The sequence below is a fragment of the Xanthomonas sp. NCPPB 1826 genome (assembly GCF_056725285.1).
Genome location: NZ_CM161521.1, coordinates 4,251,358 through 4,273,006 on the forward strand (window position 1 = coordinate 4,251,358; position 21,649 = coordinate 4,273,006).

The following is a 21,649-nucleotide window of genomic DNA, read 5'->3' on the forward strand; positions in this document are numbered from 1 at the left end:
CAGACTGTAAAATCAGAACAGTTCGACCACGGTCCCGGCCATGCCCGACGATGGCACCCTGAGTCCAGAGATTGCAGAGATTTTTCTCTCCCAGGCGTCGGTTCGAACGTTTGTCGCGGGCCAGCGGATCTTTGATCTGGGCTCCACCCCTGCCTGCATGTTCGGCATTCTCAGCGGCGCGGTCCGGGTCTCACTGGAGCCGATGCAGCTCAGCGAGAGGCTGTCGCTGGTGCTTGGACCAGGCCAGTGGTTTGGGGAAGTTCCGCTACTGGATGCGCGGGCACGGGCGTTCAGCGCGGTGGCCCACGGACGTAGCAAGATCGCCGTCGTCTCGACTGTCGCCTTCAACCGGGTGATCGCATCCAACCCGGCGGCGCTGCTGGCCATCACCCGTCTGGTGTGCTCACGCTATCGGCAGACCCTGAACTGGATTGAAGCCAATCAGGCACGTTCGCTCGAACGCCGGCTGGCGGCCCAGCTTCTCACTGCCCAACCCAGCATCCGCTTGCCACAGAGTGCTCTTGCCGACAGGCTGGGCGTTTCCCGTCCTACCGTGAACCGGCTCTTGAAGGCCTGGAAAGCCCAAGGCTTGATCGACGTTGGCTACGGCAAGGTCAATGTGCTGAACATGGACGCCCTCGCAGCGATCCTCGCAGGGGAGCGAGAGCACGACTAGCGCCCTGGATGCCAAGTCGCGCCTCAATGGTCAGGCCAAGCCCCTCGCATAACCAGCATGCGCCATCCAGTCTATGGGTGACACGCCACGAGTCGCGCTGTGGAAGCGAAAGGGCCGGAGCAATGACGCACCCCGCCCTTCTGCATTTTTCATGTTGGACGAATCGGTACCTGCACGCCCATCACCCGTCAGCGCCAGTTGGACGAATGACTCTCCAGTTACCGATCGTCATCTCCGACCACGCACCATGCCGGGCTTGTGCCGCTACTCCACCGTCACCGACTTGGCCAGGTTACGCGGCTTGTCTACATCGGTGCCGCGTGCCAGTGCGGTGTGGTAGGCCAGCAACTGCACCGGGATGGTGTGGATCACCGGCGACAGCACGCCGGCGTGGCGCGGAGTGCGGATCACGTGCACGCCTTCGGACTCGCTGAAGTGGCTGTCCTGGTCGGCGAACACGAACAGCTCGCCGCCACGGGCGCGCACTTCCTGCATATTGGATTTGACCTTTTCCAGCAGGCGATCGTTCGGCGCAATCACCACCACCGGCATCGCCGCGTCCACCAGGGCCAGCGGGCCGTGCTTCAACTCGCCGGCCGGATACGCTTCGGCGTGGATATAGGAGATTTCCTTGAGCTTGAGCGCGCCTTCCAGCGCGATCGGGTAATGCAGGCCGCGGCCGAGAAACAATGCGTTTTCCTTGGCCGAAAAACGCTCGGCCCAGGCCATGATCTGCGGCTCCAGATTCAGCGCGTGCTGCACGCTGCCCGGTAGGAAACGCAGCTGTTCCAAATACTCCGCTTCCTCGGCCTCGCTGATGCGCCCCTGCAACTTGCCCAGCACCATGGTCAGCTGGAACAACACCGCCAGCTGGGTGGTGAACGCCTTGGTCGAGGCCACGCCGATCTCGGCGCCGGCACGTGTGTAGCAGACCAGTTCGCTGGCGCGCGGGATCGCGCTTTCTGGCACGTTGCAGATCGACAAGGTGTGCAGGTGCCCCAGCGATTTGGCGTATTTCAGCGCCTCCATCGTGTCCAGCGTTTCGCCGGATTGGGAGATGGTGACGATCAGGTGCCTGGGATTGGCGTAGGCAGCGCGGTAGCGGTATTCGCTGGCGATCTCCACGCTGCACGGCAGCCCGGCGATGGCTTCGATCCAGTAACGCGCGGTCATGCCGGCGTAGTAGCTGGTGCCGCAGGCCAGGATCTGCACGCCGTCGATATCGCGCAACACTGCTTCGGCATTGGCGCCGAACAATGACGCGGGGAAGCCCTTGGCATCGATCGCCGCCTCGATGGTGTCGGCCAGCGCACGCGGCTGCTCGTGGATTTCCTTCTGCATGAAATGGCGGAATGGGCCCAGTTCCAGCGATGCCAGCGACACATCCGACAGGTGCAGCGGGCGCTCGACCGGTGCGTCGTTACCATCGAAGATGCGCACGCCATCGCGGCGCAGTTCGGCGGTGTCGCCCTCTTCCAGGAAAATCACCTGGCGGGTGGCCTGCACGATGGCCGAGACATCGGAGGCGACGAAGTTCTCGCCCTCGCCCACGCCGATCAGCAGCGGGCAGCCCATGCGCGCGCAGACGAAGCGCTCCGGTTCGGCCTGGCTCATCACTGCCAGCGCGTAGGCACCAGTGAGCTCCTTGACGGTGCGCTGCAGCGCGGTCAACAGGTCGCCTGCACTGCCCAGATGGTGATGGATCAGGTGCGCGATCACTTCGGTATCGGTCTGCGACTCGAAGGTATAGCCCAGCGCACGCAGCTTCTCGCGCTGCTGTTCGTGGTTTTCGATGATGCCGTTGTGCACCAGTGCCACGCCGTCACTGATGTGCGGGTGCGCATTGGCCTCGGTGACCCCGCCATGGGTGGCCCAGCGAGTGTGGCCGATGCCCAGCGTGGCGCCGAACTGCTCGGCCTGCGCCGCCTGCGCCATCTCCGCCACGCGCCCGGTGCGGCGCACGCGGCGTATCTGGGCTCCATCGAGCACGGCGATGCCGGAGGAATCGTAGCCACGGTATTCCAGACGCTTGAGTCCTTCGATCAGGACCGGGACCACATCGCGCCCGGCGATCGCTCCGACAATGCCGCACATAGGACAACCCTTGAGGTACTTGAGGAATAAGCCAGGCATTTTAGCGTGTCCGCTATTGTCCGCTGCATGACCATGCCCGGACAGCGTGTCCGCAGCAGTGTCCGCGGACACTGCGGACACTGACCACTAACGTCTAAAAACGATTGCATTCAACGACTTAAAGGTTGGCACACGTCCTGCTTTATCACAGTGACGCCACCGAGCCAGCCGACCATGATTCGCGATACCTCCGCCCAGGACCAGGTTCTCCGTACACCCGCCCAGAGCGCGCCCTGGCGCCGCTGGCTATGGCCCGGCATCGCGGTGGTCGCGGTATTGGCCGGCATCGGCTGGGCGGTCACCGCGTGGAGCGCCGGTAGCCGCTCGTTCGATGCCAGCCGGGTGCGGATCGCCACGGTCAGCCAGGGCGACCTGGTGCGCGACATCGCCGCCGACGGCCGCGTCATCGCCGCCAACAGCCCCGTGCTGTACGCCATCTCGGCCGGCACGGTGACGCTGAGCGTGGTGGCCGGCGACGTGGTCAAGCAGGGCCAGGAGCTGGCCCGCATCGACAGCCCGGAGCTGCGCAGCAAGCTGGCGCAGGAGCAGGCCACCCTGGCCGGGCTGGAAGCCGAGTCCAGCCGCGCCGCACTGGATGCCACCCTGGCCCGCGCCACGGCCAGCAAGCTCACCGACCAGGCCAAGATCGACAAGCAGGCCGCCGCGCGCGACCTGGAGCGCTACCAGCGCGGCTACGATGGCGGCGCGGTGCCGCAGGTGGAACTGGCCAAGGCGCAGGACACCTTGAAGAAGACCGACATCGACCTGCAGCACGCCGAGCGGGATGCGTCGCTGAAGAGCCAGGGTGCAGACCTGGATTCGCGCAACAAGCGCCTGCTCGCCGACCGCCAGCGCGCGGTGGTGGCCGAGGTGCAGCGCCAGGTGGATGCGCTCACGCTGCTGTCGCCGTTCGATGGCCAGGTCGGCCAGGTGCAGGCGGTGCAGCACACCCAGGTCGCGGCGAACGCGCCGATCCTGGGCGTGGTGGACCTGTCCAAGTTCGAAGTGGAGATCAAGGTGCCGGAAAGTTTTGCGCGCGATCTGGCGATCGGCATGCCGGCGCAGCTCACCAGCGGCAGCGGCGAGCCGTTCCCCGGCGCGATCTCGGCGGTGTCGCCGGAAGTGGTCAATGGCGAAGTCACCGCACGCATCCGCTTTGCCGACAAGCAGCCGCCGGGCCTGCGCCAGAGCCAGCGCATGAGCGCACGCGTGGTGATGGACACGCGCCGCAACGTGCTCAAGGTCGAGCGCGGCCCGTTCGTCGAACAGTCCGGCGGCAGCTACGCCTATGTGATGGATGGCAACACCGCGGTGCGCCGTCCGGTGCGCATGGGCGTCAGCAGCCTGGGCGAGGTGCAGGTGCTGTCCGGGCTGCAGGTCGGCGACCGCGTGGTGGTCTCCGGCGCAGACAACTTCGGGGATGCGCCGCGCGTCACCGTTCACTAAAAGCGGCCAGCACACCTGCTGCGCAGCCGTCAGGGCTGCTCGCCACGGTTTGTCAGCCACTCTCAATCTCTTTCGCACACACCTTCTTCGTAAAGGAATCGGCAATGCTCAAGATGCAATCGGTCTCCAAGGTCTTCCGCACCGAACAGGTGGAAACGCACGCGCTGCGCTCGCTGGACCTGCATGTGCGCGAAGGCGAGTTCGTCGCGGTCACCGGCCCCTCCGGCTCGGGCAAGACCACCTTCCTCAACCTGGCCGGGCTGCTGGAGACCTTCACCAGCGGGCAGTATCTGCTCGACGGCGAAGACGTCAGCCATCTGTCCGACGACGCGCGTTCGCGCCTGCGCAACCGCAAGATCGGCTTCATTTTCCAGGGCTTCAACCTGATTCCCGATCTCAACCTGTTCGACAACGTCGATGTGCCGCTGCGCTATCGCGGCATGGCCGCGGCCGAGCGCAAGCAGCGCATCGAAGAAGCCTTGACCAAGGTCGGCCTGGGCTCGCGCCTGAAGCACTACCCCACCGAGCTGTCCGGTGGCCAGCAGCAGCGTGCCGCCATCGCGCGTGCGCTGGCCGGCAGCCCGCGCCTGTTGCTGGCCGACGAACCCACCGGCAACCTCGACTCGCAGATGGCACGCGGGGTGATGGAACTGCTGGAGGAGATCAACAGCCAGGGCACCACCATCGTCATGGTCACCCACGACCCGGAACTGGCCGCACGCGCGCAGCGCAACGTGCATATCGTCGACGGCCAGGCCACCGACCTGGAACGCAACCCCGCCCTGATGCGCTCGCGCGACAGCGCCGCCACCCTGGCCGAGTAAGAGGCACATCCCATGTTCGGCTACTACTTCAATCTTGCCTTACGCAGCTTCCGCCGCAACAAGGTGCTCACCGCGCTGATGGTGCTGGCCATCGCGCTCGGCATCGGCGCCAGCATGACCACCCTGACGGTGTTCTACATCCTGTCTGGCGATCCGTTGCCGGGGAAAAGCGGCACGCTGTTTCATCCGCAGCTCGATGCGCGTTCGTTGGGCTATCAAGACGACGATGCACTGGATCAGTTGACCCGCTTCGATGCCGAGGCGCTGCTACGGGAAAAGCGTGGGGACCGTCAGGTCATGATGACCGCAGGCACCGTTCCGCTGGAACCAGACAACACCACGTTGCGGCCAATGATGCTGGACGCGCGTTACACGTCCGTTGATTTCTTCCCCATGTTCGATGTGCCCTTTCTTTATGGCGGCCCCTGGACGGCCAGCGATGACGGCAGCCGTGCCCGGGTGGTGGTGATCTCCGAAGCACTGAACAAGAAGCTCTTCCATGGTGAGGACAGCGTCGGCCGCACGGTGAACGTCAATCGCAACATCATGCGGGTTGTGGGTGTTGTTCGCGAATGGCGGTTGACCCCAGCGTTCTACAACCTGGGTGGCCAGGCTTACGACAAGTCCGAGCAGGTCTTCCTGCCGTTCAGTACCGCAATGGAACTGAAACTCTCAAACAGTGGACAGCGTTCATGCTGGGGCGAAAGCAGTTCGCCGGAAGATATCAACGCAGCCTGTTCCTGGGTCCAATACTGGGTGCAACTGGATACGCCACAGAAGGTCACTGCGTACCGTCAGTACCTGGAGAACTATTCGGATCAGCAGCGACGGGCCGGGCGCTTCGAGCAGCCCACGAACGTCCAGCTGCGCAGCGTGATGGAGTGGCTGGACTTCAAGAAGGTCGTTCCCAGCGATGTGCGCCTGCAGACCTGGCTGGCATTCGGGTTCCTGCTGGTGTGTCTGGTCAATACCGTCGGCCTGTTGCTGGCCAAATTCATGCGCCGCAGTGGAGAGATCGGCGTGCGCCGGGCACTGGGGGCAACCAAGCGCAGCATCTTCGCGCAGTCGCTGGTCGAGGCAGGAACCATCGGTCTGGTCGGCGGCATCCTGGGGCTCGGTCTTGCCGCGTTGGGGCTGTGGGGGGTGCGTCAACAACCCGCTCAATATGCCGACCTGGCAAGGCTGGATCCGGCAATGTTGCTGGCCACGTTTGCTCTCGCGCTGGTGGCCAGCATCGTGGCCGGGCTACTCCCCGCATGGCGCGCATGCACCGTGCCACCGGCCATCCAACTCAAAGCGCAGTGAGCTGACCTCCGAACCGCGCGCCCTTTCGCAGCGTTTCGCCAGCCCTTCTCAAGGAATTGCCCATGGAAATCCGCCCCATTCTGTCCACCCTGCGACGCCACAAAACGGCGGCTGCCCTGATCGTGCTCGAGGTAGCACTCAGTTGCGCCATCATCTCCAATGCCTTGTTCCTGATCGGCGATCGCCTGGAGCGCACACAACGCCCCAGCGGTCTGGCAGAGAACGAACTGGTGACGCTCAGCATCAGCGGTATCGGGCGCGATGAAGACGCACGCGCACTCACTGAGACAGACCTGGCTGCACTGCGCAGCATTCCCGGCGTCAAATATGCCTCCAGCGTCAGTCAGATTCCTTATGGCGACAACATGTGGGTCAGTGGCCTCAAACTGACGGCTGACCAGAAGAACTCCACGATCAACGTCAACGACTACACCGGGGACAGTCAGACCCTGGATACGATGGGCCTGACGCTGGTACAGGGGCGCCGTTTCACGGAAGGCGAATTCACCTGGTCCGATGACAAGACGGCCAACGTCCCAAGTGCCATCCTGACCAGAAGTGCAGCCCACAAGCTGTTCCCCGGCCAGTCAGCCCTGGGGAAATCGATCTATCGCGGCGACACGCCCATGAAGATCGTCGGCATCGTGGAGCATCTGGCGCGCGTTAACGACTATGGCGGCGCAGCTGTTTACGACGATTCGATGCTGACCCCGATCAAGATGACCTACAAGGACGGCGGCCGCTACCTGCTACGCACCGATCCGGCGCGTCGTGACGAGGTGCTGCGTCAGGCAGTGGCAGCGCTGGAAAAGAACAGCGCAAGCCGCATCATCGAAAAACCGAAGGTGTTCGAGCAGATGCGGCGCAATTTCTATCGACAGGATCGCTCCATGGCCTGGCTGCTGATCACCATGAGCATCGCGCTACTGATCGTCACCGCGCTGGGCATCGTCGGCCTGGCCAGCTTCTGGGTGCAGCAACGCACCAAGCAGATTGGCATTCGTCGTGCACTGGGTGCCACACGCGGCCAGATCCTGCGCTACTTCCAGATTGAGAATTTTCTGCTGGCCTCGGTCGGCATCGTGCTCGGCATGTTGCTGGCGTACTCGATCAATGTCTGGCTGATGGCCCGCTACGAATTGCCGCGCCTGCCGGTGCTGTATCTGCCGATCGGCGCACTGTTGCTCTGGGCGCTGGGCCAGATCGCCGTGTACTGGCCCGCACGGCGCGCCGCGATGGTGCCGCCGGCGGTGGCCACGCGCAGTGCGTGATGCGCACGCTGCGCGTCAGCGGTCGCTGTCGACCCACTGACGCGCAGCACACAGCACACAGTGATGTTGCTTAGATCCTGCGCGATGGCAGCATCGCCACAAGCGACTTGGCCGTCGGCCGCCTGGGCAATGCCGATTTTGTCACCACCGCCCTGTCTACCAAGGCGCCTGTGTCGCAGGCGCCTGCCCGTCTTGATATCCGGTATTGCGCCGGAACCTGCACTTGAGCTCGGCATCGACGCATGCCCGCTGCCAACCTCGTCGCACCGATCAGACCATCACTGGATTGCCGGGATCAGCTCCGTCCGGCAAAGGCCAGTCAGGCTCATGTCCTCCCTATTGCTCGCACGGTTCCGCCACGCCCCGAATCCTGTTCTGATAGCCCTTCCCTCCCGCGCCTTTCACCGAGCACCGCGATGCCGCAGATCCTGATCATCGACGACAACACCGCCGTGGCCACTGCGCTGGAGGTGCTGTTCTCGCTGCACGATATCGAGGCGCGGCATGCGCACTCGCCGCAGGCCGGGTTGGCACTGCTGGACGAGCAGGGATTTGATCTGGTGATCCAGGACATGAACTTCACCGCCGACACCACCTCCGGCGAGGAAGGCGAAGCGCTGTTCACTCAGATCCGTCAGCGCCACCCGGACTTGCCGGTGATCCTGCTCACCGCCTGGACCCACCTGGGCAGCGCGGTGGGCCTGGTCAAGGCCGGTGCGGCCGACTACATCGCCAAGCCCTGGGACGACACCAAGCTGCTGACCACGGTCAACAACCTGCTGGAGCTGTCCGAAGCGCGCCGCGAGCTGGAACGTCGGCGCGAGCGCGAGCGGCGCGGTCGCGAGCAGCTGACCCAACGTTACGACCTGCGCGGCGCGGTGTTCGCCGACCCCGCCAGCGAACGCGCAATCGCGCTCGCCTGCCAGGTCGCACGCTCGGATCTGCCGGTACTGATCACCGGCCCCAACGGCAGCGGCAAGGAGAAGATCGCCGAGATCATCCAGGCCAACTCTCCCGCCAAACACGGCCCCTTCATTGCGCTCAATTGCGGCGCATTGCCGGGCGAACTGATCGAAGCCGAGCTGTTCGGCGCCGAAGCCGGCGCGTATACCGGCGCCAACAAGGCGCGCGAAGGCAAGTTCGAAGCCGCCGATGGCGGCACGCTGTTTCTGGACGAAATCGGCAACCTGCCGCTGGCCGGGCAGATGAAGCTGCTGCGCGTGCTGGAAACCGGCCGTTACGAGCGGCTGGGCTCCAACCGCGAACGCCACACCAAGGTGCGCGTGATCAGCGCCACCAATGCCGACCTGCAGGCCATGATCCGCGATGGCAGCTTCCGCGAAGACCTGTATTACCGCCTCAACACGGTGGAAATCGCGCTGCCCGCCCTGGCCGAACGCCCCGGCGATATCGGGCCATTGGCCGAGCACTTCCTGGCCGGCGAAAAACCCTTGTCCACGCAGGCGCGCGATGCCCTGCAGCGGCACGCCTGGCCCGGCAACGTGCGCGAGCTGCGCAATGTGCTGCAACGCGCGTCGCTGCTTGCGCAAGGCGTGCGCATCGAAGCCGGCGATCTGAACCTACCGCGCGCAGCCGCGTCGCGCCCGGCCGCGCCGGCAACGGGCGAGCCGGATCGCGCCCGTATCGAGCAGGCACTGGCGCGCGCGCAGGGCGTCATCGCCCAGGCCGCTGCCGAGCTGGGGCTGAGCCGGCAGGCGCTGTACCGGCGCATGGACCGCTACGGCATCACTTCGGAATGATTCCCGACATGTGGCAACGTTCCTTCACGTTCTCGCTGTTCTTGCGGCTGTTGCCGGTGCTGGCGCTGGCCGCCGCGCTGCCCTGGTTCATGGCGTACTGGATGGACCGTGGCTGGCAAGTGGCTGCGGTGTCGGTGGTGGTGCTGCTGTCGGCCATGTGGTTCAGCCTCAGCCGCGCCACTGCGCCGATGCGCTCGCTGTTCCGTGCCCTGGCCGGCACCACCAGCAGCTACCGCGATGGCGAATACAACTTCGGCGTGTACTGGCGCGGCAACGACGAGCTGGCGCAGCTGGTGCAGGCGCATGCGGAACTGGGCGAGGTGTTGCGCGCGCAACGGCGCAACCTGGTGCAGCGCGAACTGATGCTCGACACCATGCTGCAGAACACCCCGGTGGCGATGCTGCTGGTGGTGGCCGGTGGCGATGGCGTGCGCCGCATCGGTTTTTCCAACAACGCCGCACGCAAGTTGCTGCACGATGGGCGCAAGCTCGAAGGCCAGCACCTGGACGACGTACTCGCGCGCATGCCCGGCGAACTGCGCGATGCGCTGGCCCGCGGCGGCGATTGCCTGTTTGCGGTCCGCGAGGACGGCGATGACGAAGACGACGAGCAGATCTATCACCTGTCACGCCGCAGTTTCCATCTCAACGGACGCGGTCACGAGCTGCTGCTGATCCGCACCCTGACCACCGAACTGCGGCGCCAGGAAGTGCAGACCTGGAAGAAGGTCATCCGCGTGATCAGCCATGAATTGAACAACTCGCTCGCACCGATCGCATCGCTGGCACATTCCGGCGCCGAGTTGCTGCGCCGCGAACGCACCGACCGGCTCGGCACGGTGTTCGAGACCATCGAAGAACGCGCACGTCATCTGGAAGGCTTCATCCGCGGCTACGCCCGCTTTGCCAAGTTGCCGCAGCCGCAGTTGCAGACCATCGAATGGGCACCATTCCTGGAGCGTTTGCGGCAGCAGATTCCGTTTCAGCTGCAGGGCGCACTGAGCGATGTCTCCAGCCGCATCGATGCCGCGCAGATCGAGCAGGCGCTGCTCAACCTGCTCAAGAACGCGCACGAAGCCTGCAGCGAAGCGCAGCCGCCCAACAGCGATGTCGCCGTGCGCGTCACGCGCGTGCCGCAATGGCTACGGATCGAAGTGCTGGACCGCGGCAACGGCATGAACGAGGCCGTGCTGCATAACGCACTGATGCCGTTCTACTCGACCAAGCGCAATGGCACAGGGCTCGGGCTTGCGCTCACCCGCGAGATCGCTGAAGCGCACGGCGGGCGCATCTCGCTGCATAACCGCGAACACGGCGGGTTGTGCGTCACCTTGCTGCTGCCGGCGGCGGCGGCCGGCTAGTTGCCGCGCACCGTTCCGCGTTCTTCAATCCGCGCTTGTTTCAACGCACCGCAGGCATCGTCGGCACCACTGGTGCGGGTGGCGGCGATCGTGCCGTAATAGCCGGTTCCAACGGTGTTGTCGACGAACTGCCCGCCTTGCGACGGACACTCGCCATCGGGCTTGATCCAGTCCGAAAACGCCGCGTACTTGCCGGCCCGGACGAAACGGTTGGCCGCCACGTAGGTGTTGTCGGAGGCATCGCGGGTACGCACGGCATCGCCGTTGACGTCGGTGAAGGTATTGCCTTCGATGCGGTTGCCGGAGGAGTGGCGCGCCAGGTAGATCGCGTGCACGAAACCCGAGGTCCGGGTGTCGTTTTCGATCGATACGAAGCGATTGTGTTCGATGCGGTTGTCGCGCGAGTTCTGCAGGCGGATCGCCGCGAACGAATAGGCGGCCTCACTGCTGCTGCCATGGACACCACCGATCCGTTCGAAGGTCATGTTGCGGATGATGTTGCCGCTGTTGCCGTCCGCGCTGCGCTTGCTGCTGCCCAGGTCCATCGCCATCCAGTAATTGCTGACCTTCAACCCGGTGAAGGTCAGCCGGGTGGCAGCATCGCTGCCGCCCTTCAGCGTGAACCAGGTCGCGCCACCGCGCCCGTCGAACCACGGTGGCGCGGCTGCGTCGGACGCGGCGATAAAGCGAATGGGCGCCCCGTTGGTGAATGTCCATTGCACCGACTGCCGCAGATATGTGCCGGCGGCGATCACCACGTCCACCGCGCCGCTGGGCCGTTGCTCCAGCAGCCGCTGCTGGGCGGCCGCCAGACTCCGCAACGCGGTCGTCGCGCTGGTGCCTGCCGCCGCATCGTTGCCGTCCGGCGCCAGATACAGCCGGTAGGTCTGCGCATGGGCCGCAGCTGGCAGCACTGCCGCCAATAGCAGCAGCCATGTCACCAGCAACGCGCAACGTGGCGTTCGCATCGTGTACCTCCTGAGCCATCGTGACGGGCATAGCCTATGCATGGCATCGCTTTACAGCAGCTGTGCGCGCCGCAGCGACGTGCAGCCAGGCCGCACGCCTGCAGGCACGCTACTTCTTGGTCGGGCGCTCCCAGCCCTCGACCACGGTCTGACGCGCACGCGTGACGCTGAGCTGCCCGGCAGGCGCATCGCGGGTGATCACCGAGCCCGCGCCGATGGTGGCCATGGCACCGATCTCGATCGGTGCCACCAGTGCGCTGTTGGAACCGACAAAGGCGCCATCGCCGATGCTGGTCTGCGACTTGTTCACCCCATCGTAGTTGCAGGTGATGGTGCCGGCGCCGATGTTGACCTTGCTGCCGATCACCGCATCGCCCAGATAGGTCAGATGATTGGCCTTGCTGCCCACACCCATCGTGACCTTCTTGGTCTCGACGAAGTTGCCGATATGCACGCCATCGGCCAGCACGGTGCCGGGACGCAGCCGCGCGAATGGACCGATCTGCACCGCCCCTTCGGTCACCACGCCTTCCAGATCGCAATGTGCGCGCACCTGCGTGCCGGCGCCGAGCGTCACATCGCGCAAGCGCACGAACGGACCGATCACCACACCATCGCCCAGCGTCACATCACCTTCCAGGATCACGTCGATATCCAGCTGCACGTCGCTGCCCACGGTCACCGTGCCGCGCTGCTCCACGCGCGCCGGGTCGGCCATGCGCACGCCCTGCAGGCAGAGCGCACGGGCGGCACGCAGCTGCCAGGCGCGTTCCAGCTGCGCCAGCTGCCAGGGGTCGTTGGCGCCTTCCACATCCTGCGCGTCGGCCACATGCACCATGTCGGCCGGGGTGAAATCGGCGGCGGCGCTGGCAAACACGTCGGTGAGATAGAACTCGCCCTGCGCATTCTCGTTGGACAGACCGGCCAGCCAACGGCGCAGCGCCGTGGACTCGGCAGTGAGGATGCCGGTGTTGATGGTGCGGATGCGGCGCTGCTCGTCGTTGGCATCCTTCTGCTCGACGATCGCGGCCACCTTGCCCTCGGCATCGCGTAGGATGCGGCCGTAGCCGGAGGGATTGGGCACATCGGCCACCAGCACCGCCATGCGCCCGGGTGCGTGCAGCAGCTGCAGCAGGTCCTGCGACTGGATCAGCGGCACATCGCCGTACAGCACCAGCACCGTGGCCGCATCCGGAATCGCATCCATCGCCTGCTGCACCGCATGCCCGGTACCCAGTTGCTGCCGTTGCTCGGCCCAGTGCAGATCGCCCTGCGCAGCAAACGCCGCCTGCACCTGCTCGCCGCCGTGCCCGTGCACCACATGGATCGCTGCCGGCTGCAGCTGCCGCGCCGTGGCGATCACATGTGCCAGCATCGGCTGGCCCGCCAGCGGCTGCAGCACCTTGGGCAGGGACGAGCGCATGCGCTTGCCCTCGCCCGCAGCCAGGATCACGACGTACAAGGGCAGAGTCATCGAAGCGTTCCAGAACATGGGAGAACCAAATTCTAGTCGCTGTCCCGGCAGTGCGTCGTGTCCTGCCTGCAGCACGCGCGACGATGACACTTTTCAAGCGCCGCTGCGGTTAGCATGGTCACCCTTCCACGATGACCCGGCCCGTATGAGTCTGTTCCGCCAAGGCAGCCAATTCATGATCATTGGTGCCCTGCAGCTAGCGGTGGACTGCGGCATCTTCATCGTCGCCACCGCAGCCGGCATGCCTGCCGTGCCGGCCAATCTGCTCGGGCGGATCAGTGGCGCGGTGCTGGGCTTCTGGCTCAATGGCCGCTACACCTTTGCCCAGGGAGGCGGCGCACGTCTGGGCTGGCTGCGTTTTCGCCGCTTTGCGCTGATGTGGCTGGCACTCACGCTCATCAGCACCTGGCTATTGTCGGCAACGGTGGATCTGGTCGGCCTGCGTCTGGCCTGGCTGGCCAAACCGCTGGTGGAGGGCGGGCTGGCGATCGTGTCGTTTTTCCTGGGCCGGCACGTGGTGTATCGCTGAGCGAGCGTCCCTGAGCCCGGGCAGTGTCGGACCCGGCCCGTATCAGTGGCAGAAATCGCCCAGGCTGCGTACCAGCGCCGCGCGATGCAGCGCGTCCAGCTGCCATTGCGCGGCGTAATGGGCGGCGGCACGCGCGGTGCTGGTCGCGCATTGCGGCGCTGCACGTGCCGGCGCGACCTCGGCCAGTGCGTCGAGCAATTCGCCTTGCAGTTGATCCAGACGCGTGCGCAGGCTCGCCAGATCCGGACGCGCCGTGTCCGGCGCGCGTCCGCGTTCGCGCCAGTGGTTCAACAATGCGTATTGCACCGCCTTGTTGGCCTCGATCTGCGCGGCGAAGAAACGCGCCGCATCGTCGGCATCCAGCCCATGCGCAGGCGCCTGCTCGCGCACGCTCTGCAGCACCGCCGCCTCGCGGGCCTGGTCCAGCACCGGCTTGCCGCTGTCCCACTTGCTCAGCGCCACCGCATCGCCGATGGCATTGCGTTGCATAATGCGATCCAGCAGCGGATCCAGCGGCGGCTGGCTGCGTGCAGGCAGCGCGCACCCCAGCATCGCCACAGCCAGCAGGCCGCTCAGCGCATAACTACGAAAGCCATCGATCGTGCGGGTCATCGGGTGTTCCTCGACGTGCGTGAGTGAGGGGCCGCGCCACGCTGCAACCGGCGGCACAGCGCAAGGCAGGCAGTGTGCCTGCTGTGCCCAGGCATGGGGGCGGCGCCACGCACGCGCAGCTCCAGAAACGAAAAAGCCGACCCTGGGGTCGGCGTTTTTCACTCCACACCTGCGTGCGGCGGTGCATCGGGTATCACGTGTGTGTGCGCTAGCAAATGCGCGCACGCAAACGTGCTTAGTGCTTGAGGTTGCGACGCAGGCGTTCCAGTGCCTGCAGCTGCACGGTCGCCTCGGCCAGCCGACGCTGCGCATCGGCCACATCCACCGTGTCGCCACGGTTGGCCAGCAGACGCTCGGCCTCTTCCTTGACCTTGCGCACGGCGGCTTCGTCGATGTCCTGCGCGCGCACCGCGGTGTCGACCAGCACGGTCACCACCTGCGGCTGTACTTCCAGGATGCCGCCGGAAATGGCGAAGTCCAGCTGTTCGCCGCTGGCGGTGGTGACCACCACCTTGCCCGGCTTCAGGCGCGTGATCAGCGGTGCGTGCTTGGGCGCGATGCCCAGCTCACCCAACTCGCCGGTGGCCACGACCAGCGTCGCCTCACCGTGGAAGATTTCCTTCTCGGCGCTGACGATGTCGCAACGGATAGTGCTCATGGTGCCTCGCGTTGTGAGGCGGGGATTGGGGATTGGGGATTCGGGATTGGCGACCGCAGCTTTCACTGTGGCCACTCACCTCGTCTCCGCACCCCGCTCACCGCCGTACCAAATCCCGAATCCCGAATGCCAAATCCCGGCTCTTACGCCTTGGCGCTCATCTTGTTGGCTTTCTCGACGGCTTCTTCGATGCTGCCGACCATGTAGAACGCCTGCTCCGGCAGGTGGTCGTACTCGCCGTCGCAGATCGCCTTGAAGCCGCGGATGGTGTCCTTCAGCGAGACGTACTTGCCCGGCGAGCCGGTGAACACTTCGGCCACGTGGAACGGCTGGCTGAAGAAGCGCTCGATCTTGCGTGCGCGCGACACCGACTGCTTGTCTTCTTCGCTCAGCTCGTCCATGCCCAGGATCGCGATGATGTCCTTCAGTTCCTTGTACTTCTGCAAGGTCTGCTGGACGCGCTGGGCGGTGTCGTAATGCTCGGTGCCGATCACCAGCGGGTCCATCTGGCGGCTGGTGGAATCCAGCGGATCCACCGCCGGGTAGATACCCAGCGAAGCGATGTTACGGCTCAGCGTGACGGTGGAGTCCAGGTGGGCGAAGGTGGTCGCCGGCGACGGGTCGGTCAGGTCGTCCGCAGGCACGTACACGGCCTGGATCGAGGTGATCGAACCGCTCTTGGTCGAGGTGATGCGTTCCTGCAACACGCCCATTTCCTCGGCCAGGGTCGGCTGGTAGCCCACTGCCGACGGCATGCGGCCGAGCAGCGCGGACACTTCGGTACCGGCCAGCGTGTAGCGGTAGATGTTGTCCACGAACAACAGCACGTCCTTGCCCTTGCCGTTCTCGTCCTTCTCGTCGCGGAAGTACTCGGCCATGGTCAGGCCGGTCAGCGCGACGCGCAGACGGTTGCCCGGCGGCTCGTTCATCTGGCCGTACACCATCGCGACCTTGTCCAGCACGTTGGAGTCTTTCATCTCGTGGTAGAAGTCGTTGCCCTCACGGGTACGCTCGCCCACGCCGGCAAACACGGACAGACCCGAGTGCGCCTTGGCGATGTTGTTGATCAGCTCCATCATGTTGACGGTCTTGCCGACGCCGGCGCCGCCGAACAGGCCGACCTTGCCGCCCTTGGCGAACGGGCACATCAGGTCGATGACCTTGATGCCGGTTTCCAGCAGCTCGGTGCTGGAGGACTGGTCTTCATACGACGGCGCAGCGCGATGGATTTCCCAATGGTCCGACGCCTGCACGTCGCCGGCCTCGTCGATCGGACGACCCAGCACGTCCATGATGCGGCCCAGCGTCCCGGCACCGACTGGCACCGAAATCGCGCGCTCGGTGTTGGTGGCCAGCAGGTTGCGCTTCAGGCCGTCGGTGGAGCCGAGCGCAATCGTGCGCACCACGCCATCGCCGAGCTGCTGCTGCACTTCCAGGGTGATTTCGGTGCCTTCGACCTTCAACGCGTGATAGACCTTCGGCACTTCATTGCGCTGGAATTCGACGTCGACGACCGCGCCGATGATCTGAACGATCTTGCCCTGACTCATTTTGCTGCTCCGGTTAGCTTTGTTCTGTCCGAGTGGCAAATGCCATCTCGTGGAATTTTGTGATTTGGGATTCGTGATTGGGGATTCGCAAAGGCACAGTTCGCTGCGCTCCTACCAATCCCGAATCCCCAATCCCGGCCGTGCTTATACCGCGGCCGCGCCGCTGACGATTTCCGAAATTTCCTGGGTGATCGCCGCCTGACGCGCCTTGTTGTAGACCAGTTGCAAGGTGCCGATCATCTTGTTGGCGTTGTCGCTGGCGGCCTTCATCGCCACCATGCGCGCAGCATGCTCGGAGGCCACGTTTTCCAGCACGGCCTGATACACCAGCGACTCGATGTAACGCGTCATCACGTGCTCCAGCACGGTCGCGGCATCGGGTTCGTACAGGTAATCCCAATCGTGGTGCGCCACCTTGTGCTCGGCAGCCGGCAGCGGCAGCAGCTGATCGAAGCTGGCCTTCTGCGTCATCGTGTTCACGAAGCGGTTGTAGACCAGATACACGCGGTCCACCTTGCCCTCGACGAAGGCATCCAGCATCACCTTGATCACACCGATCAACTGCTCGATCTGCGGACTGTCGCCCAGATGGGTGACGCTGCCGACCATGTTGACCTTGATGCGACGGAAGAACGCCGAAGCCTTCTGGCCGATGGTCACCACGTCGATCTCGGCGCCCTTGTCCTGCCACGGACGCACTTCGCCCAGCATCTTGCGGAACAGGTTGTTGTTCAGACCGCCGGCCAGGCCGCGGTCGGAGGAGATCACGATGTAACCGACCCGCTTGACCTGCTCGCGCTCGACCAGGAACGGATGCTGGTAATCGGTGCTGGCCTGCGCCAGATGCCCGATCACCTGCTTCATCGCCTGCGCGTACGGACGCGAGGTCTTCATACGGTCCTGCGCCTTGCGGATCTTGGAGGCCGAGACCATTTCGAGCGCGCGCGTCACCTTGCGGGTGTTCTGCACGCTCTTGATCTTGGTTTTGATTTCGCGTCCGCCTGCCATACTCGCTCGCTTCGATGGTGGGATTCGAGATGGGTGATTCGGGATTGGCCAAAGCCGCCGACGTCACCTCACCCACAAACCCCGAGTACCTGAATCTGGAGATCCGAAGTGGTGATCCTGGGCGTTCAAGCCCTCAGATCACCGCTCCTACGAATCCCGAATGCCCAATCCCGACTCCCGGCGCTGTTACCAGCTGCCCGTGGTCTTGAACTCTTCGATGCCCTTCTTGAAGGCAGCTTCGATGTCGTTGTCCCAGCCGCCGGTGCTGTTGATCTTGGAGACCAGCTCACCCTGGGTGTTGGCGAAGTGCGCGTGCAGGCCTTCTTCGAACGCCAGCAGCTTGTTGACCGGCACTTCGTCGAGGTAGCCCTCGTTGACGGCATAGATCGACAGCGCCTGGTTGGCGATGGACATCGGCGCGTACTGCTTCTGCTTCATCAGCTCGGTGACGCGCTGACCGCGCTCGAGCTGCTTGCGGGTGGCTTCGTCCAGGTCCGAGGCGAACTGCGCGAACGCCGCCAGCTCACGGTACTGCGCCAGCGAGATACGGATGCCGCCGGACAGCTTCTTGATGATCTTGGTCTGGGCCGCACCACCGACGCGCGACACCGAGATACCGGCGTTCACGGCCGGGCGGATGCCGGCGTTGAACAGGTCGGTTTCCAGGAAGATCTGGCCGTCGGTGATCGAGATCACGTTGGTCGGCACGAACGCGGACACGTCGCCGGCCTGCGTTTCGATGATCGGCAGCGCGGTCAGCGAACCGGTCTTGCCTATCACCGCACCGTTGGTGAACTTCTCCACGTACTCCTCGGACACGCGCGCAGCGCGCTCGAGCAGGCGGGAGTGCAGATAGAACACGTCGCCCGGATAGGCTTCGCGACCCGGCGGGCGCTTGAGCAGCAGCGAGATCTGGCGGTAGGCCACGGCCTGCTTGGACAGATCGTCGTACACGATCAGCGCGTCTTCGCCGCGGTCCATGAAGTACTCGCCCATGGTGCAGCCGGCATACGGGCTGATGTACTGCATCGCGGCCGATTCGGACGCGGTCGCAGCCACCACCACGGTGTGCGCCAGCGCGCCGTTCTCTTCGAGCTTGCGCACGATGTTGGCAACGGTCGAGGCCTTCTGGCCGATCGCCACGTACACGCACTTGATGCCGGTGCCCTTCTGGTTGATCACCGCATCGATCGCCAGCGCGGTCTTGCCGGTCTGACGGTCACCGATGACCAGCTCGCGCTGGCCGCGGCCGATCGGGATCATCGCATCGACCGACTTGTAGCCGGTCTGCACCGGCTGGTCGACCGACTTGCGCCAGATCACGCCGGGCGCAACGCGCTCCACCGGTGCGGTCTGGCTGGCGCCCAGCGGGCCCTTGCCGTCGATCGGCTCGCCCAGCGCGTTGACCACGCGACCGAGCAGTTCCGGACCGACCGGCACTTCCAGGATGCGGCCGGTGGTCTTGGCCACGTCGCCTTCGCGCAGGTTCTCGTAATCGCCCAGCACCACGGCGCCGACCGAATCGCGCTCCAGGTTCAGTGCGAGCGCGAAGGTGTTGTTCGGCAGTTCGATCATTTCGCCCTGCATCACGTCGGCCAGGCCGAAGATGCGCACGATGCCGTCGGACACGCTGGTCACGGAGCCTTCGTTGCGCGACTCTGCGGACAGCTTGACCGCCTCGATGCGGGTCTTGATCAGGTCGCTGATTTCGGAGGGGTTGAGCGTGGTTGCCATCGTTCAGTCCTAGGTGCCGGCCGCGAGGGCCATGCGTTTATGTGAATTCAGTGGGCGAGCGAGCTTTGCAGACGCGCAAGCTTGCCCTTCAGCGAGCCGTCGATGACCACGTCGCCGGTGTCGATCACCGCGCCGCCGATCAACGAAGCATCCACCGCGGTGGTGATGTCCACCTCGCGGCCGAAACGCTTCTTCAGCGCAGCAGCGATCGTGTCCAGTTCCGCCTGGCTCATTGCAGCCGCCGAGGTCACCGTCGCCTTGACGACGTGTTCGGCTTCGGCCCGCAGTTGTTCGTACAGTCCTGCCACTTCCGGCAGCAGCGACAGCCGCTGCGCGTCGGCCAGCAGACCGAGGAAACGCAGATAGTCTTCGCTCGCCTGCGGCGGCGCCAACAACGTCACTGCCTGATCCTGGCCCAGGGCCGGGTTGAGCAGCAGCGCGGCCACGCGCGGGTCGCCGGCCACCTGCGCCGAAAACGCCAGCGCATCGGACCAGGGCGCGAAGTTGCCGCCCTCACGCGCGATCGCAAACGCGGCGCGGCCGTACGGACGGGCAAGTGTGAGGGCCTGACTCATCGATTAAATCTCCGCCGCCAGCTCGTCGAGCAGCGCCTTGTGGGCGTTGGCATCGATTTCGCGCTTGAGCAGCTTCTCGGCACCGCTGACGGCCAGCACGGACACCTGCTTGCGCAGTTCCTCGCGGGCACGCGTGGCGGACGCGTCGATCTCGGTCTGCGCCAGATCCTTCTGACGGTTGGCTTCGGCAATTGCCTCGTGCTTGGCCGCTTCAATGATCTGGTTGGCGCGCGCATGGGCCTGATCGATGATCTCGTTGGCCTTGGTGCGTGCGTCCTTCAGTGCTTCGTTGACCTTTTCCTGCGCCTGCGCCAGATCCTTCTGACTGCGATCGGCCGCAGCCAGACCTTCAGCGATCTTTTGCTGACGCTCTTCGATCGCCTGCAGCAGCGGCGGCCAGATCTTGGTCGCGACGATCCAGATCAGACCGGCGAAGGCCAGCGCCTGGGCAAAGATGGTAAGGGTGATATCCATGGGTCGCTCAATCGCTGTTTAGGGGTGAAAGCGCCACCGCATGGCGACGCTTTCCGACCTTCATCCGCGGACGCAACCGCACGCGGTTGCCTCCACATCCTGCTACCGCTGGATCAGCCGGCAGCCTGCGACAGACGCTCGATGAACACCTGGGCCAGCGGGTTGGCGAAGGCGAACAGCAGGCCGACGGCGACGCTGATGATGAACGCGGCGTCGATCAGGCCGGCGGTGATGAACATGCGGACCTGCAGCACCGGGATCAGTTCCGGCTGGCGCGCAGCCGATTCCAGGAACTTGCCAGCCATGATGGCCAGACCGAGGCCGGCACCCAGCGCGGCCAGGCCGATCATGATGCCGACGGCGAGGACGGTGGAGCTCTGGACTTGAGCGAGGTTGGTCAGGACGGCGAGGTACATGGTGATCTCCGAACGAAAGTTTCTAAGGGTGATGGATGAATCGGGATGAAGCGTATGAAGGGTGCAGCGAAACTCAGTGACTGTCTTCGGCAAGGCTCAGATACACGATCGACAGCATCATGAAAATGAAGGCCTGCAGCGGAATCACCAACAGGTGGAACAGCATCCAGCCGAGGCCGAATACGCCGCCAGCGACCATGCCGGCGATGCCCGCACCGCCCAGCACCCAGATCAGCAGGAAGACGATCTCGCCGCCGAACATGTTGCCGAACAGTCGCATCGCCAGCGAAATCGGCTTGCTCAGCCACTCGACGATGTTCAAAAGCAGGTTGAACGGCATCATCCACTTGCCGAACGGCGCCGTCAGGAATTCCTTGGTCATGCCGCCCACGCCCTTGGAGCGCAGCGAGAAGACGATCATCAGGAAGAACACGCTGATCGACATGCCCAGGGTGGCATTGACGTCGGCGGTGGGCACCGGCTTCCAGGCATGGATGCCGGCCCAGCCCAGCGGGATGGCGATGAAATCGGCCGGGATCATCTTGATGAGGTTCATCAACAGGATCCAGAAGAAGATGGTGATCGCGATCGGCGTCACCAGCTTGCTGCTGCCGTGATAGGTGTCCTTGGCCTGGCGGTCGACGAACTCCAGGCAGATCTCGACAAACGCCTGCCACTTGCCCGGCACGCCGGCGGTGGCATTGCGGGTCGCCGTCCAGAACGCGAAGACCATCACCAGGCCCATCAACACCGCCATGACCAGGGTGTCGACGTGGATGGTCCAAAACGTGCCGCCACCCTCGCGAACCGGATAGATCAGGTTCTGCAAGTGATGCTGGATATAGGAGGTAGGTGTTGCTGCCTCGCCCGCCATG

At 64.6% G+C, this 21,649-nt stretch carries 20 protein-coding genes; 8 read left to right on the forward strand and 12 right to left on the reverse strand.

All coding sequences use genetic code 11. From position 1 onward, the window contains the following. Nucleotides 1-40 precede the first annotated feature (40 nt). Complete coding sequence (locus AC1PLA_RS17750) at nt 41-676, forward strand: Crp/Fnr family transcriptional regulator (RefSeq protein WP_481105057.1); 636 nt, start codon at nt 41-43, stop codon at nt 674-676. 264 nt (nt 677-940) lie between these two features. Here the strand turns inward: AC1PLA_RS17750 and glmS are convergent, their stop codons facing one another. Further along, nucleotides 941-2,770, reverse strand: coding sequence for a glutamine--fructose-6-phosphate transaminase (isomerizing) (gene glmS / locus AC1PLA_RS17755; protein ID WP_481106227.1), 1,830 nt, complete (start codon nt 2,768-2,770; stop codon nt 941-943). 213 nt (nt 2,771-2,983) lie between these two features. Here glmS and AC1PLA_RS17760 point away from each other — a divergent pair, with 213 nt between their 5' ends. From AC1PLA_RS17760 to AC1PLA_RS17785, 6 genes are all read left to right on the forward strand, one after another. Continuing rightward, a complete protein-coding gene (locus tag AC1PLA_RS17760) occupies nt 2,984-4,255 on the forward strand; it encodes an efflux RND transporter periplasmic adaptor subunit (RefSeq protein WP_026064021.1) in 1,272 nt (423 codons plus the stop codon). A 104-nt stretch (nt 4,256-4,359) separates the two neighbouring features. Then, the gene (locus AC1PLA_RS17765; protein WP_016900999.1) at nt 4,360-5,079 is read left to right on the forward strand and encodes an ABC transporter ATP-binding protein; all 720 of its coding nucleotides are present in this window, start codon (nt 4,360-4,362) and stop codon (nt 5,077-5,079) included. 12 nt (nt 5,080-5,091) lie between these two features. Beyond that, nucleotides 5,092-6,384: an ABC transporter permease gene (locus tag AC1PLA_RS17770; RefSeq protein WP_104646390.1), complete on the forward strand. Its 1,293-nt coding sequence runs from the start codon at nt 5,092-5,094 to the stop codon at nt 6,382-6,384. A 62-nt stretch (nt 6,385-6,446) separates the two neighbouring features. Beyond that, entirely contained in the window at nt 6,447-7,655 is a 1,209-nt protein-coding gene (locus AC1PLA_RS17775; RefSeq protein WP_481105058.1) for an ABC transporter permease, read from the forward strand. Nucleotides 7,656-8,071: 416 nt separating this feature from the next. Then, entirely contained in the window at nt 8,072-9,415 is a 1,344-nt protein-coding gene (locus AC1PLA_RS17780; protein ID WP_349780390.1) for a sigma-54-dependent transcriptional regulator, read from the forward strand. Between the two features lie 8 nt (nt 9,416-9,423). Then, a complete protein-coding gene (locus AC1PLA_RS17785) occupies nt 9,424-10,776 on the forward strand; it encodes a sensor histidine kinase (protein ID WP_016901004.1) in 1,353 nt (450 codons plus the stop codon). Here AC1PLA_RS17785 and AC1PLA_RS17790 read toward each other — a convergent pair. Beyond that, a complete protein-coding gene (locus tag AC1PLA_RS17790) occupies nt 10,773-11,744 on the reverse strand; it encodes a NosD domain-containing protein (RefSeq protein WP_349780391.1) in 972 nt (323 codons plus the stop codon). The two genes, AC1PLA_RS17785 and AC1PLA_RS17790, sit on opposite strands and share 4 nt — an antisense overlap. A 109-nt stretch (nt 11,745-11,853) precedes the next feature. Beyond that, nucleotides 11,854-13,218 carry a bifunctional UDP-N-acetylglucosamine diphosphorylase/glucosamine-1-phosphate N-acetyltransferase GlmU gene (gene glmU, locus AC1PLA_RS17795; protein WP_349780392.1) on the reverse strand — a complete coding sequence of 455 codons (1,365 nt, stop codon included), beginning with the start codon at nt 13,216-13,218 and terminating at the stop codon, nt 11,854-11,856. Between the two features lie 145 nt (nt 13,219-13,363). Here glmU and AC1PLA_RS17800 point away from each other — a divergent pair, with 145 nt between their 5' ends. Beyond that, nucleotides 13,364-13,747: a GtrA family protein gene (locus tag AC1PLA_RS17800; RefSeq protein WP_349780393.1), complete on the forward strand. Its 384-nt coding sequence runs from the start codon at nt 13,364-13,366 to the stop codon at nt 13,745-13,747. 42 nt (nt 13,748-13,789) lie between these two features. Here the strand turns inward: AC1PLA_RS17800 and AC1PLA_RS17805 are convergent, their stop codons facing one another. The 9 genes from AC1PLA_RS17805 to atpB form a co-directional block, all read right to left on the reverse strand. Next, complete coding sequence (locus AC1PLA_RS17805) at nt 13,790-14,359, reverse strand: chorismate mutase (protein ID WP_349780394.1); 570 nt, start codon at nt 14,357-14,359, stop codon at nt 13,790-13,792. A gap of 235 nt (nt 14,360-14,594) precedes the next feature. After that, nucleotides 14,595-15,017, reverse strand: coding sequence for a F0F1 ATP synthase subunit epsilon (locus AC1PLA_RS17810; RefSeq protein ID WP_024938404.1), 423 nt, complete (start codon nt 15,015-15,017; stop codon nt 14,595-14,597). A 143-nt stretch (nt 15,018-15,160) separates the two neighbouring features. Continuing rightward, nucleotides 15,161-16,567, reverse strand: a complete 1,407-nt coding sequence (gene atpD / locus AC1PLA_RS17815; protein WP_016901010.1) for a F0F1 ATP synthase subunit beta — start codon at nt 16,565-16,567, stop codon at nt 15,161-15,163. A gap of 144 nt (nt 16,568-16,711) precedes the next feature. Next, on the reverse strand, nt 16,712-17,575 hold the full coding sequence (gene atpG, locus AC1PLA_RS17820; protein WP_065032896.1) for a F0F1 ATP synthase subunit gamma: 864 nt from the start codon (nt 17,573-17,575) through the stop codon (nt 16,712-16,714). 186 nt (nt 17,576-17,761) lie between these two features. After that, nucleotides 17,762-19,309 (reverse strand): F0F1 ATP synthase subunit alpha, encoded by a 1,548-nt coding sequence (gene atpA / locus AC1PLA_RS17825; RefSeq protein WP_349780395.1) that lies wholly within the window; start codon nt 19,307-19,309, stop codon nt 17,762-17,764. A gap of 47 nt (nt 19,310-19,356) precedes the next feature. Then, nucleotides 19,357-19,884 (reverse strand): F0F1 ATP synthase subunit delta, encoded by a 528-nt coding sequence (locus tag AC1PLA_RS17830; protein WP_016901013.1) that lies wholly within the window; start codon nt 19,882-19,884, stop codon nt 19,357-19,359. 3 nt (nt 19,885-19,887) lie between these two features. Next, nucleotides 19,888-20,358: a F0F1 ATP synthase subunit B gene (locus tag AC1PLA_RS17835; protein WP_016901014.1), complete on the reverse strand. Its 471-nt coding sequence runs from the start codon at nt 20,356-20,358 to the stop codon at nt 19,888-19,890. A gap of 113 nt (nt 20,359-20,471) precedes the next feature. Next, a complete protein-coding gene (atpE, locus tag AC1PLA_RS17840) occupies nt 20,472-20,774 on the reverse strand; it encodes a F0F1 ATP synthase subunit C (protein ID WP_002814105.1) in 303 nt (100 codons plus the stop codon). 73 nt (nt 20,775-20,847) lie between these two features. Continuing rightward, nucleotides 20,848-21,648 carry a F0F1 ATP synthase subunit A gene (gene atpB, locus AC1PLA_RS17845; RefSeq protein WP_016901015.1) on the reverse strand — a complete coding sequence of 267 codons (801 nt, stop codon included), beginning with the start codon at nt 21,646-21,648 and terminating at the stop codon, nt 20,848-20,850. Nucleotide 21,649 lies beyond the last annotated feature (1 nt).

Excerpts from the sequence above, each read along its gene's own strand:
- AC1PLA_RS17775 (WP_481105058.1), top strand. The coding sequence starts at position 6,447 with ATGGAAATCCGCCCCATTCTGTCCACCCTGCGACGCCACAAAACGGCG.
- AC1PLA_RS17835 (WP_016901014.1), bottom strand. The coding sequence starts at position 20,358 with ATGGATATCACCCTTACCATCTTTGCCCAGGCGCTGGCCTTCGCCGGT.
- AC1PLA_RS17780 (WP_349780390.1), top strand. The coding sequence starts at position 8,072 with ATGCCGCAGATCCTGATCATCGACGACAACACCGCCGTGGCCACTGCG.
- glmU (WP_349780392.1), bottom strand. The coding sequence starts at position 13,218 with ATGACTCTGCCCTTGTACGTCGTGATCCTGGCTGCGGGCGAGGGCAAG.
- AC1PLA_RS17830 (WP_016901013.1), bottom strand. The coding sequence starts at position 19,884 with ATGAGTCAGGCCCTCACACTTGCCCGTCCGTACGGCCGCGCCGCGTTT.
- glmS (WP_481106227.1), bottom strand. The coding sequence starts at position 2,770 with ATGTGCGGCATTGTCGGAGCGATCGCCGGGCGCGATGTGGTCCCGGTC.
- atpA (WP_349780395.1), bottom strand. The coding sequence starts at position 19,309 with ATGGCAACCACGCTCAACCCCTCCGAAATCAGCGACCTGATCAAGACC.
- AC1PLA_RS17810 (WP_024938404.1), bottom strand. The coding sequence starts at position 15,017 with ATGAGCACTATCCGTTGCGACATCGTCAGCGCCGAGAAGGAAATCTTC.
- atpE (WP_002814105.1), bottom strand. The coding sequence starts at position 20,774 with ATGTACCTCGCCGTCCTGACCAACCTCGCTCAAGTCCAGAGCTCCACC.
- atpG (WP_065032896.1), bottom strand. The coding sequence starts at position 17,575 with ATGGCAGGCGGACGCGAAATCAAAACCAAGATCAAGAGCGTGCAGAAC.
- AC1PLA_RS17765 (WP_016900999.1), top strand. The coding sequence starts at position 4,360 with ATGCTCAAGATGCAATCGGTCTCCAAGGTCTTCCGCACCGAACAGGTG.
- atpB (WP_016901015.1), bottom strand. The coding sequence starts at position 21,648 with ATGGCGGGCGAGGCAGCAACACCTACCTCCTATATCCAGCATCACTTG.
- AC1PLA_RS17785 (WP_016901004.1), top strand. The coding sequence starts at position 9,424 with ATGTGGCAACGTTCCTTCACGTTCTCGCTGTTCTTGCGGCTGTTGCCG.
- AC1PLA_RS17750 (WP_481105057.1), top strand. The coding sequence starts at position 41 with ATGCCCGACGATGGCACCCTGAGTCCAGAGATTGCAGAGATTTTTCTC.
- atpD (WP_016901010.1), bottom strand. The coding sequence starts at position 16,567 with ATGAGTCAGGGCAAGATCGTTCAGATCATCGGCGCGGTCGTCGACGTC.
- AC1PLA_RS17800 (WP_349780393.1), top strand. The coding sequence starts at position 13,364 with ATGAGTCTGTTCCGCCAAGGCAGCCAATTCATGATCATTGGTGCCCTG.
- AC1PLA_RS17805 (WP_349780394.1), bottom strand. The coding sequence starts at position 14,359 with ATGACCCGCACGATCGATGGCTTTCGTAGTTATGCGCTGAGCGGCCTG.
- AC1PLA_RS17760 (WP_026064021.1), top strand. The coding sequence starts at position 2,984 with ATGATTCGCGATACCTCCGCCCAGGACCAGGTTCTCCGTACACCCGCC.
- AC1PLA_RS17770 (WP_104646390.1), top strand. The coding sequence starts at position 5,092 with ATGTTCGGCTACTACTTCAATCTTGCCTTACGCAGCTTCCGCCGCAAC.
- AC1PLA_RS17790 (WP_349780391.1), bottom strand. The coding sequence starts at position 11,744 with ATGCGAACGCCACGTTGCGCGTTGCTGGTGACATGGCTGCTGCTATTG.